At 40.3% G+C, this 12,452-nt stretch carries 11 protein-coding genes; 9 read left to right on the forward strand and 2 right to left on the reverse strand.

Going from position 1 to position 12,452, the window contains the following annotated elements:
- Positions 1–6 precede the first annotated feature (6 nt).
- Positions 7–639, forward strand: coding sequence for a peptidoglycan recognition protein family protein (locus FLK61_RS20065; protein WP_176008684.1), 633 nt, complete (start codon positions 7–9; stop codon positions 637–639).
- Between the two features lie 45 nt (positions 640–684).
- On the opposite strand, the gene FLK61_RS06535 is transcribed toward FLK61_RS20065, so the two are convergent.
- Positions 685–912 (reverse strand): hypothetical protein, encoded by a 228-nt coding sequence (locus tag FLK61_RS06535; RefSeq protein WP_176008685.1) that lies wholly within the window; start codon positions 910–912, stop codon positions 685–687.
- A gap of 132 nt (positions 913–1,044) precedes the next feature.
- Positions 1,045–1,692, reverse strand: a complete 648-nt coding sequence (locus tag FLK61_RS06540; protein ID WP_176008686.1) for an SDR family oxidoreductase — start codon at positions 1,690–1,692, stop codon at positions 1,045–1,047.
- 126 nt (positions 1,693–1,818) lie between these two features.
- Between FLK61_RS06540 and FLK61_RS06545 the strand changes: the two genes are divergently transcribed.
- The 8 genes from FLK61_RS06545 (at position 1,819) to FLK61_RS06580 (ending at position 12,367) form a co-directional block, all read left to right on the forward strand.
- Positions 1,819–2,694 (forward strand): DUF1028 domain-containing protein, encoded by an 876-nt coding sequence (locus tag FLK61_RS06545; RefSeq protein WP_176008687.1) that lies wholly within the window; start codon positions 1,819–1,821, stop codon positions 2,692–2,694.
- A gap of 140 nt (positions 2,695–2,834) precedes the next feature.
- Positions 2,835–3,737 (forward strand): manganese catalase family protein, encoded by a 903-nt coding sequence (locus FLK61_RS06550; RefSeq protein ID WP_176008688.1) that lies wholly within the window; start codon positions 2,835–2,837, stop codon positions 3,735–3,737.
- A gap of 302 nt (positions 3,738–4,039) precedes the next feature.
- The gene (locus FLK61_RS06555; protein WP_176008689.1) at positions 4,040–5,860 is read left to right on the forward strand and encodes a PAS domain-containing sensor histidine kinase; all 1,821 of its coding nucleotides are present in this window, start codon (positions 4,040–4,042) and stop codon (positions 5,858–5,860) included.
- 88 nt (positions 5,861–5,948) lie between these two features.
- Positions 5,949–6,416, forward strand: a complete 468-nt coding sequence (locus FLK61_RS06560) for a hypothetical protein (RefSeq protein WP_176008690.1) — start codon at positions 5,949–5,951, stop codon at positions 6,414–6,416.
- Positions 6,417–6,501: 85 nt separating this feature from the next.
- The gene (locus FLK61_RS06565) at positions 6,502–7,569 is read left to right on the forward strand and encodes an ethanolamine utilization protein EutH (RefSeq protein WP_176008691.1); all 1,068 of its coding nucleotides are present in this window, start codon (positions 6,502–6,504) and stop codon (positions 7,567–7,569) included.
- 212 nt (positions 7,570–7,781) lie between these two features.
- Positions 7,782–8,396, forward strand: a complete 615-nt coding sequence (gene wrbA / locus FLK61_RS06570; RefSeq protein WP_176008692.1) for an NAD(P)H:quinone oxidoreductase — start codon at positions 7,782–7,784, stop codon at positions 8,394–8,396.
- A gap of 267 nt (positions 8,397–8,663) precedes the next feature.
- Positions 8,664–11,648, forward strand: coding sequence for an alpha-amylase family glycosyl hydrolase (locus FLK61_RS06575; RefSeq protein ID WP_176008693.1), 2,985 nt, complete (start codon positions 8,664–8,666; stop codon positions 11,646–11,648).
- Between the two features lie 206 nt (positions 11,649–11,854).
- Entirely contained in the window at positions 11,855–12,367 is a 513-nt protein-coding gene (locus tag FLK61_RS06580) for an AAA family ATPase (protein ID WP_176008694.1), read from the forward strand.
- Positions 12,368–12,452: the final 85 nt, after the last annotated feature.

The following is a 12,452-nucleotide window of genomic DNA, read 5'->3' on the forward strand; positions in this document are numbered from 1 at the left end:
TAAATATTGGGTGAATTTATTTTGTGTGAGGACAAGAGGAGTGTATTAGCAAGAGGGAGAGGGACGTATAAGCGCCAAACTGCATGGAATATGATCACGATTCATCATAGTGCGACAGATGAGGGTAGCGCAGCGAGCTTTGCGAATCACCACGTAAGATTTAATAAATGGCCTGGGATTGGATATCACTATGTTATTTTAAGAGATGGCACGATCGAATGGAGTCTTGGAGTCGAAAACGTCGGAATTCATACAAGATTGCATAACACCTATAATATTGGTATTTGTCTAGTTGGAAATGGATCTTTTACTACTCAACAAACGGATGTATTGACCCTGCTTGTAAAGATATTACAAATAAGATATTCGATTAAACATGTGAAGGGTCACAAGGATCATGCAAATCAACAAACTGTTTGTCCTGGCTTACCTGTAAGTAAACTAGTAGGGAAGGTACCGATTTTAAAGCTGTCTAGTAAAGGAATACTGGTTAGACATCTTCAGTATTTTGTTGGAGGACTTACAGTTGATGGTGTATTTGGTCCAAGGACGGAAAGTGGGGTGAAAGCTTTCCAAGGAAAGCGGAATCTCATGCAGGATGGCATCGTCGGTCCATTAACATGGCGAGCTTTGATGTAATAATAAAAAACGCGTTCGGTAAGCATGCGCTTACTGACGCGTTTTTTATTTGTTCTTTATAAATAGTGGACTAATTAGAACATAAATTAAGAATAAAACTAGAGCTGACAGTAATGAACCTGCCATGTAGCCAGCAGAAAAGTTGCGTGAAGCAAACCATTCTTCATTTCCACCTACAATTAACCCAATAATAGCTGCAACACCAATAATCGCAAACGTAATAATTAAGTGAACTTGCTCATGTTTTTCTTTTTCTTTCCAAGCTGCTATCATGCGTTTACCTCCTTTATGAATGATGGTACACGGTTGTATTATTATAGCTCTATTCAACGTTTTTTTCAATTAGCTTTCTGCTAATAGATAAAGAGAAGGGTGGTGCTTTGTAAGCACCACCCTATGTCACGATTATTTAAACGTTTTAAGAGCTTCTCCAATTGCAGTGTCTCCTGAAAGTAGCTCGATGATTTCATTATATGTCTCATCTAATGTCAGCACATTAACAGCCACGTTCGCTACGTCTTCACGTGGGATAGAACCGTCGTAAGAATCGAGCTTTTTCGTCGCTTTTACTGTACCTTGACCATCATCATTAGATAGCGGACCTGGTCTTAAAATTGTGTACGTAAGACCACTCTCTTTTAATGCATCGTCAGCTGCACGTTTTGCTTCTATATAATGGCGAATATTATCATCTGCTTTCTCTGGTGCATCTGCACCGATACTAGAGATCATAACATATCTTTTAACATTACTATTCTCTGCATATTCAACGGATTTGATGGCAGCTTCGCGGTCAATTTTTTCAGTCATATCTTTGCCTGTATCTCCGCCTGAGCCAGCTGTAAATATCACAGCATCAACGTCTGAAAAAGCGTGAGAGAAATCCTCTTCCAGGTCGCCAATAACGATGCTGTCTGCGCCTAATTCCTCCATTGTACTAATTTGTTCTTCTTTGCGAATCATTGCTTTAACGTTATGTTGCGTGCTTAGTCCTAACATTTTCACTATATGCTTTCCGATTTGTCCATTTGCTCCTATAACTAAAACATTCACATGAAACACTCCTTTTTTAATTCTCGCTACGAAATATCTTCCCGTGGGAAACCTGGATTAAACATCTCCTGCTTGACGGTGATTCTTTCAGAAGATTAAGATATTAACTAAGAGGAGTGATGAGAGATGAAGAAGAAACAGGCAAAAGTAGCCACATTTTCAATAGTAGCATTTGATCCAGAGACACAAGAGTTAGGGATTGCAGTTCAATCAAAATTTTTAGGAGTTGGTGCTGTCGTACCTTGGGCTAAAGCAGGAGTAGGTGCAATTGCTACACAATCCTACGCGAATACTGCGTTTGGTCCAGACGGATTAGCCTTACTCGAACAAGGGCTTTCTCCAGAAGCGGTTGTACATAAGCTCGTTGAAGCAGATGAAGACCAAGCGCTACGACAATTTGCCGTCATGAATGCTAACGGGGAAGCGCACGCGTTTACTGGGGAAGAGTGTTATGATTATGCAGGCCATAAGTTAGGGAAATACTGTAGTGCTCAAGGAAATATTTTAGTAAGTGAGGATACGGTTACAGCTTTAGTAGAAACCTTTGAACAGACAGAAGGTTCATTAGCTGAGCGACTCTTAGAAGCTCTTGATAAAGCTCAAGATGCTGGAGGTGACTCACGAGGTAAGCAGTCAGCTGCTATTCTGGTTGTTCAAGAAGAAGGAGGATATGGTGGGTACAATGATCGAAAGCTCGACCTTCGAGTTGATGACCATAAGGAGCCTATCAAGGAATTAATTCGTCTGCACGATCTTCATACACTCTATTTTTCACGACCATCAGAGGATAGTCTTTTAAAGCTTGAGGGAGATGTGCTCTCAGAAGTACAGGATTTACTGCAAAAAGAGGGAATCTTAGCAGAGCGGGATACATCTTATTCTGATCATGTCCAAGAAGCATTACAAACCTACTTTATGAGAGAAAATTTTGAAGAACGCTGGCAAGAGGATGATCGATTAGACCAAGCAATTTTAACGTACATGAGAGCTACAATTAAATAAGCATGACTCACAAAAAAACGAATGGCTATCTGCCGTTCGTTTTTTAATATTCTACCGACAACTTACTTTATGACGGATCTACATAACTTAAAGAAATATTTTGATTCCCCTCTGAATACATATAAGGGAGGGGGGATCGAATGTTTACTCGTATTAACAAACTTCAAATCGATTTGCCTATGTCTTCGTCGCCGGATCCAAACGGAGCGGCAGCAGTGCAAGAATTACTCGGTGGGAAATTTGGTGAAATGTCGACGTTAAACAACTACTTGTTTCAATCGTTTAACTTTAGACAAAAAACGAAGTTTCGACCTTTTTATGATTTAATTGCAAGTATAACAGCCGAAGAGCTTGGTCATGTGGAGCTCGTTTCGAACGCGATTAACCAAATGATCGCAGGGACGACTGTTCCAGGAGACCCAGATACTACTCCCATGCAAAACGCCAAAGACTTAAGGAATTCCTATCATTTTATTGCTTCTGCCCAAACCGCTTTGCCAGTCGACTCCATGGGCAAGCCATGGACGGGTGACTATGTATTCTCAAGTGGTAACCTTGTACTTGATTTACTGCATAACTTTTTCTTAGAATGTGGGGCTAGAACGCATAAAATGAGGGTGTATGAGATGACCGATCACCCCGTTGCGAGAGAGATGGTAGGGTATCTGCTTGTCCGAGGTGGTGTGCATATTTTAGCTTATGCCAAGGCGCTTGAGATCATCACCGGAGTCGATATTAAAAAGATGCTACCAATACCAGATCTTGCAAATGCAAGGTTTGACACAGCGAGAAAATATGAGGCGATGGGAAGCCAACGTAAGCTTTATACATGGAGTGCGACCGATTATAAGCAAATAGCTCAAATATGGAAGGGACAGCATCCTGACGGAGGAACGCTTGAGGTTGTTGTAGGAACGCCACCTGGAGGTCCAATTCCGGATTTAGTGCCAATACCTGAGTCATTTTCACCAGGAGTTTCAGATGAAGACTACCTAAAGATAGCGGAAAAGTTACAAAGGGCAGCTGGACTTAAAACAAAATAAGTATTCTTCTTATAATTGCATCTTAAGGCATATATTACAAAGGGTTATATTGATAATTAGACTATTATTTGGTAATTGTAATACTTTATACCTGGCGCATAAAAGTAGTGGATATAGTGTGAAGGGATTGCAAAATTTCCTGCAATCCCCTTTTTAAGAAAGTTCGTTCGAATTTTCTCGACATTTGACGATAAGTATTTTCTGATCTTCTCATTATTTTTCGTACAGATGAGCATATTTTTGGTAAAATAGGGGATAAAGAATGTGACAGAAAATTGAATTTATATAGAGGTGGAGATTCTATGAAATTAGGAAGGGACATCAAAAGGGATTTTTACGATTCCTTACTTCAGCATACTGAGACGCCCCGTGTGCCGTCACTTCCCATATTGGAAGCGTTGGATTTTGTGACCGATGCAGTTCTGATTGTCTCTGAAAAGTGGAATATTACGTATGCTAATCAAGCAGCCGTTCATCTACTTGGCGAGAATGTAAATCTACTTACTGAACAATCTCTATGGGATATTCACCCCCATATTAAGGAGTCTTCGTTAATTGCAGCAATTTCAGAAGCGTTGGCAAGGCAAAAAGTAGTAGAAGTAGAAGAGTACGATACTTGCTTTAAAAGTTGGTTAAGCATACAAGTTCGTCCCCGCTCTTATGAAGTAATCATCACAGTTCGAGCTATTGGAGAACGGTTTGTTTCGTCAGATGTGATAAGGGAGAGCTATCGGACGCTGTTTTCTAAGCACCCTGACGCCGTTTGTTCAATCAATTTAGATGGTCATTTGTTAGCGGTAAACGACGCTTTTAATAAACTGTTTAAGGTAACTGAAGAAGAAATTTTAGGAGAACAGTTTATCCAGTATATGTCGAAAGATCATTATCGCTCTCTAGGAGTATTATTTGATGAAGCTAAAAACGGAAACCCGCAAAGCGCTACGTTTATTTTGCCTGATTTGGTAGGAAATGCGTTGCACCTATCTATTAGCTTTATTCCTATTATTATTGATGAAATGATTATAGGCGTTTATGGCATTGTAAAAGATCAAACAGACGAGCGTCATAGTTTAAATATGTATGATGAGTTGTCTTCTCTTAATGAGCTCATTGTTAATTCTATTGATGAGGGAATTGCAGGCTTTAACGACCGAAATGAAGTAATAATTTGGAATGCTGCTGCTGAAGATATAACTGGATATAAGCGTGTGGAGTTATCGAAAAACACCTTTGATCAACTACTTATGCAGGCCGATGCTCTACATAAAATGTTAAATAGAACCGACAATAAAACGTCTTCTACCGTAATTAATAGTAATAACGTGACGATTGTACGCAAGGACGGCACGCTAGCAATCGTTGATTGTACGATTTCTCCACTTCGTACAAATGGCAAGATCTATGGTCACGTATGTACGTTTCGTGATGTGACTGAAAAGAAGAAAACGGAAGAGATTATACACCAGTCAGATAAGCTGTCTGCTGTAGGACAATTAGCTGCTGGGATCGCTCACGAGATTCGAAACCCACTTACTGCATTAAAAGGCTTTCTACAGTTAATGGAAATGAGTGGAGTAAGAAAGCAAGAGTATTTTGATATTATGAATTCGGAATTTAATCGTATTGAGCAGATTTTAACAGAGCTACTCGTTTTGTCGAAGCCTCCGTCTATGCATTATTCGGATTCCGTTGTTCAAGACATTATTAATGATATAGTGACACTTTTAAATACGCAGGCAATTATTAAGAATATCTATATCACAACCGATATGCCTGAACATAAAGTGTACATTAGATGCATTAAGAATCAGATTAAGCAGGTTTTTGTAAATTTTATTAAAAACTCTATAGAAGCGATGGAAAGTGGTACGATTCAAATTAAAGTTGTCGCTGAAGAGAATACGGATGACGTCACAGTATTTTTCGAAGACAATGGTACTGGAATACCAAAAGAGCTATTGAAAAAAGTAGGAGAACCATTTTTTACTACGAAGGAAAAGGGAACGGGCCTTGGTTTAATGGTTTCTAGTCAAATCATTCGAGATCACCGTGGGGAGCTTCGGATTACAAGCGAAGAGAATGTTGGAACAATCTGTGCCGTCACATTACCTACTTCTTCGTAAGCGTCGAATCGCCAAATGTTTCTTATTGCGGCATGGTTAGGTGTATCATATAATGAGGGAAATGGAACTTTAAGGTTTGGTGAATCCTGTGAAATCAAGAAGAAAAAAACGTAAAAAAAGTCGTCTTATTGTTATTCCACTCGCTATATTAGTAGTTTTAGGTGTGGGAGTTTATGCTGGGTATCAGCTATTAATGAATGTTGCGTCTGATACTGTATTCCAAGAGGTAGAAGCAGAGCTTGCTCCTGGTGGTGCGCTTGCCTATGCCCTTGAGAATCCAACAGTTAGAGAAGAGGTTGCAAGGCTTCAAGCACAGGCAGCTAACACTCCGCGAGAGGACCTACCTGTTCAATCAAAAGCGGAAGCTACTCAACTAGTTATGTCGAAGTTTTCGATGGGAGAAATTACAGAGGTTGTTCAACAAGCTTCTCGTGGAATGACGGAGTCAGAGAGGAAAGAGGTAGAACAAAAGCTTATGGATAGACTGACGGAAGAAGAGCGAGAGGCTCTTTTAATGATCGGTATTCAAGAGCTTGATCCATCTCTTTTTGAGTAATTTTAGGTGTATACGTGCTTTTTCCGTGCCACGACGTAAAGTCATGGCACTTTTTTTGAATTAAAGTTTAGGAGGCCCTTATACGTTGTGGATTAACTACTTTATTGTTGCTATTATACTTCTCTTTTTCATCGTAGGGATCGTCGATAAGTTTTTACATAATAAATACGGTTACGGTAAGGCGTTTGATGATGGGTTTAAAACGATGGGTTCATTAGCCTTTGTCATGGTTGGGATGATTTCCATAGCTCCTCTATTAGCACAACTATTAACCCCAACCTTGTCGCCATTATTTCGACTGCTTGGAGCAGATCCAGCCATGATAGCTGGGATGTTCCTTGCAATCGATATGGGTGGCTACGCTTTAGCATCTGAAATGGCACAGTCGCAGGAAGCCGCCATTTTTTCCGGAATATTTCTTGCCACTTTACTCGGACCAACAATCGTTTTTACGATTCCAGTCGCATTAGGTATTATAGCAAAGTCAGATACCCCTGTTTTTGCAAAAGGGATCATGTACGGAATCATTCCAATTCCTATTGGAGCATATTTTGCTGGGGTAGTTGCTGGATTCCCGACCTTCTTTTTACTAACAAACTTGTTACCCGTCATTCTGTTTGTACTAGTAATCTTTTTAGGGATTCGATTTTTAGAAAATATAACGGTTGCTATCTTTTTAGTAGTTGCACGAATACTGACAGCGGTCATTAGTATCGTATTAATTATCGTGGCTATTCAAGAGCTTACACCAGTAGTTCTTATCAATGGGTTTACTCCATTTCGTGAGTCAATGGAAATCGTAGGTGTCATCGTATTAGCGCTTGCTGGAGCATTTCCACTGGTACGATTTATATCCACAGTATGTATTCCAAGAGTAGCTCCACTACTAAATAAAACTCCTGTCTCACATGAAGCATGGACAGGATTTATTACGCAGCTAGCTCACAGTATTCCCATGTATGCAAAATTATCTGAGCTCGATGATCAAGCTAAAGTAATGAATATCGCTTTCTCCGTAAGTGGAGCATTTATCTTAGGAGGTCATTTAGGTTTTACGGCTGCTGTAGAACCTACTTATGTCGTCCCTATGATGGTTGGCAAAGCAGTTGCAGGAATTTGCGCAATATTACTTGCATACAAACTGACTAAATAGGGTATACCGTATATGTCCAGCTTTAGAAAATTCGTCCTACTACATAAACTTTCAAAAATAAAGTGATTAAATATTTTATTATTAGTTACTTTATGTTAGTATGTGTCTAGAGGTAAGTTTTTGCTTGCTCTCTTTTGTAACTAAAGGAATGTAGGTGAAGGTAGATGAGTTTTCTACAAAAACTATTTGGACAAAAAAAGGAGTCGGATACAATGGCAAATGTAAAAGTAGCAGTCATTTATTACAGTTCAACAGGAACGAACTATCAGTTAGCACAGTGGGCTAAAGCAGGAGCAGAAGCTGAAGGCGCGGAAGTAAAGCTTGTTAAAGCTCCAGAGCTTGCACCACAATCTGCAATTGATGCTAATCCAGCATGGAAAGAGCATGCAGAAGCAACGAAAGATGTTCCTGATGCAACAACCGATGACCTTGAGTGGGCAGACGCAATTATCTTCAGTGTGCCAACACGTTACGGTAACGTTCCTGCTCAAATGAAGCAGTTCTTAGACACTACTGGTGGACTATGGGCTAACGGCAAGCTTGTAAACAAAGTAGTTAGCGCTATGTCATCTGCAAGTAATCCACACGGTGGACAAGAAGCAACAATCTTAGCACTTTACAATACGATGCACCACTGGGGCGCATTAATCGCTTCACCAGGTTACTCTGATCCTGTAACATTCGCAGCTGGCGGAAACCCATACGGTGTAAGTGTTACTCAAGGACAAGATGGTAAAATGGTAGAAGACGTAGAAGAAGGCGTTAAGTACCAAGCGAAGCGTACTGTACAAGTAGCTGGCTGGGTAAAAGCTGGAAAACAAGGCTAATATCATGATGTCGTAAAAGGCTGAGGCGAAATCCTCGGTCTTTTTTTTATGAAAATAAAGAAGAGTAAATGAAGGAAGCGAAGGTGCAAACCAAAGGTAAAGGAATTGAGACTTTAGAAGGATATTGAACAAAGTTTCACGATTACTTTGATAATCTAAATACTTTCCTGTATCATAGTATTTGTAAGCGCTTGCGCAATCGTTTGCATTGATTAGTACCAAGCGCTAAGTAGATTCACCAACTACATAATATGGGGAGGAAACAAGATGAACGGGAGAAAACTAGGATCATTAGTGATGGCAGTTGTCCTTTTAGTAAGTACTTTTTTGGTAGCGGTTACACCGGTAGCAGCTAACACAGGCACGCCTTCATTTGCACAACCGTCTTTTGAAGAGGTTGTGGTAAGAGGAAGTGAGGCGCCACTTAGATGGGATGGAGAAGATCATCCACTTACCTATGATGAAATAAATGAAGTATGGGTTAGTGCACCAATTACCTTTCAAGGTGGAGTAACTATTGAATACAAGTTTGTCCGAGATGGTAACTGGATGGATGGAGATAATTTAACATTTACTACGCCACAGTCTGGCGACTATGAATTCGTGTTCCACCCAACAAATGAACGCCAAGTAGAAGTACGACCAGCAACAGAGTATGATGGCTCGATTACGTTACAGTTAGAGCTTTCTGATGCTACACCAAATTGGGTTGTTCCAACTGTTGCATCATCGTTAAATCGTTTTAACTACGACATTTCACCCATGGAAAGGATCGAGGATGGACTATTCGAGTTAACGATTGCAGGACCAGCTGGAGAAGAGATAGAGTATCGTTATGGATTAGGTAGTTCGCGCTTTCAAGAGTTATCTGAAGAAAGACGATCGGCTGTATTTTCTGAAGAAGGTACGGTCGTGACAGATCAAGTTGATGCTTGGACAGGTCTTCCGGTTGCGAGTAATGTTGTGCATAACTACCAGCATGAGCCTTATGTTGTAAGTCCGGGGGAAGAGGTAGAGATCACGGTAACCGTTGATCACTTTGGCCCTATCACGAATGGCGCGGCATATGTAACTGTTGATGGCACGCGTCCAGATGGTGCGCGCGGAGCTGTACAAAACGGGAACGCTGTGGAGCTGACTATAACTGAGACAGAAGAGCAAGAGAATGGCGAGTGGCAATCGACCCTTCAAGGTACAGTTCCGGCTCAAACGGAGAATACACGCGTAAAGTATGTCATCGATGTATGGGATGCTGATGGGGAAGGCTCACAGTTTGCCGATACAAATGCGCTAAATTCTACTGATGCGACAGAATTTGCCTACTACGTAGAAAATTATACGTCTCCAGACTGGGCAAAAGAAGCGTCGATCTATCATATTTTTGTCGATCGTTTTAAAGATGGCGATGAGTCCATTAACTTTGACGTAGACTCAGATCTACCTTTAGAAGAGGCTCTGAAGGATTGGATGGGTGGAGATCTTCAAGGAATTATTGATGAGCTAGATTATATCGAAGAGCTAGGCGTTAATACTCTTTGGATTTCACCAGTGTTTGATGGTCCATATTCACATGGCTATCACCCTGCTGATTTCTTTGAAGTTGATCGAAACTTTGGCGATATCGATGTGCTTCGTAACCTAGTGGATGAAGTACACGAGCGCGATATGAAGATCATCTATGACTTCGTACCAAACCATACGTCTAATCAACATCCTTTCTTCCAGGACGCGTTAGAAAATGGGGAAGAGAGCCCATACTATGATTGGTATACGTTTTATGAGGATGGCTCGTACGAGACATTCTATGGTATTGGAGAACTACCACAGTTAAACAATGATAACGAGGAAACAAGAGCTTACATGATGGATGAAGTCATTCCATTTTGGCTTGAAGATATTGGCTTTGACGGATTTAGACTAGATTACGCAAAAGGACCAAGTCAAAGCTTTTGGGTAGACTTTAGACATACAGTCAAAGAGATTGACGAAGATTTATATCTATTTGGCGAGATTTGGGATAACCGCGACGTTATTTCTGAGTACCAAGGAAAGCTTGATGGAGCATTAGACTTTTCGATCCGTGGAACAATGATTGATGCGTTTGGTCCTAATGAGCGAAGCTTTGAAGGAATCACGCGCTACGTCGAAGAAAACGAAGCAAGCTATCACCCTGAGTACATCATGAATACCTTCTTAGATAGTCATGATGAATCACGTATTCTATTTGAATTAAATGAGGATACGGATGCCCTGAAGCTTGCAAGCTTTACGCAATTCGCATTACCTGGTGCACCAATTATTTATTACGGTACGGAGGTAGGAATGTCGCAATCTGAGGATCACCGTCCATTCACAGAATGGCAGGATCGTTGGTACCGCGAAATGATGGTATGGGACGAAGCTGATCAAAATAGAGATCTATTTACTCATTACCAGTCGTTACTTGATGTACGTGCAGATTATGCTTCTGTACTTTCAACTGGAGACTATGAAGAGCTATATGCTGGGCAAGATATTCTAGCATTCGAACGGTCAAATGAAGAGGAGACACTTGTAGCTTTCCTTAAGCGCCCAAGCGTGGGGGAAACTGTTACACTTCCAATGGTATCGGGAGATGCAACGATCCGAGATGCCTTCACTGGACAAGTCGTATCAGAGATTTCGTTAGCAGATAAAGCATTCGGTCTTTACGTAATTGACGGAGAAGCATCATTTGGTGATGCTCAAACAGAACAAATCACGTTCACAGATTTTGGTCCAGACTCCATGTATTACGATGATGTTCGCTCTTTACTTGCGGCTGGTGTCATCAAAGGCTTTGAGGACGGATCATTTAAACCGACAAACACGATTACTAGATTACATGCAGGACTACTCTTAGAGCGTATGCTTGGGTTAGAAAATGAAGGAGATACCTCAGCACCATTTACTGATATTTCGACTTCGCATCCATACGTTAACTCTCTGCATGCATTAAAAGCAGAAGGAATCTTTTTAGGGGATGACCAAGGTAGATTTTTACCAAGTAATGGTCTTACTCGCGGAGAAGCAGCGGCAATTTTAGTACGAGCGTTTGAATTGGAGGCTACAGAAGAAAGCGGTAGTTTCGCAGATACAGTCGGGCATCAATTCGAAGAAGAAATTGCGATTTTAGTAGGCAACGGCATGGCTCAAGGGCGTACTAACGAAGTCTTTGATCCACAGGCACCTATTACTCGTGTGGAGCTAGCGTTACTTTTAAGTAGAATGTAAGAGTTGGCAAGAAGAGAGCCAGCGTCCACTTTGTGGATGCTGGCTTTTAAATATGGATACAGAAGATCCCATTAAACCTCAGGAGCTTTTTTGATCGGCTTTTTTATGACATCGATCGATTAAAACAGGATTTCAAGGCGATAGAAAAGAATAAGTAGTGGAGGCTAGTTTATGGCAAGTACCAATCATTTATACGGAGGTTCTAAGTGGTTAGACATATACCTAATAGAATACATATTATAGGCTCAGTAGGAAGTGGCAAAACTACTTTAGCTAGATCCTTGGAGAAAAAATATAATACGAAGCATTATGAATTAGATAATGTGGTATGGGAAAGACATAAGTGTGGAGATAGAAAAAGATCATACCCACATAGAGATAGATGTTTAGAAGAAATTATTGCTACAGAGAGTTGGATAATTGAAGGTGCTCATAGTAATTCTTGGGTAAACAGAAGCTTCGAAGCGGCAGATTTAATCATTTTCTTAGACACTCCTTATACAATAAGGCAGGTGAGAATTTTAAAACGATTTGTACGGCAAGTATTGAGGCTAGAAACTGCTAACTACACCCCATCCTTTAACATGCTTATTGATATGTTTAAATGGAATAGAATATTTGAAAGAGATAGTAAGCCTAAAATTTTAAAGGCGTTTCAACAGGAAAAATGTAATTTCATTCATGTAACAGATAGGGTTAAGGCTGATGATATATTCTAGGCAAAGTTTAATCTGGAATAGTAATAACTTTCTCATTAATCTCAATAGAAAAGTGCAGTAGAATTTTTAATAATTGGCTCTTTTG

Origin of the sequence: Paenalkalicoccus suaedae, from assembly GCF_006965545.2 — a bacterium.
GTDB classification, from domain to species: domain Bacteria; phylum Bacillota; class Bacilli; order Bacillales; family Salisediminibacteriaceae; genus Paenalkalicoccus; species Paenalkalicoccus suaedae.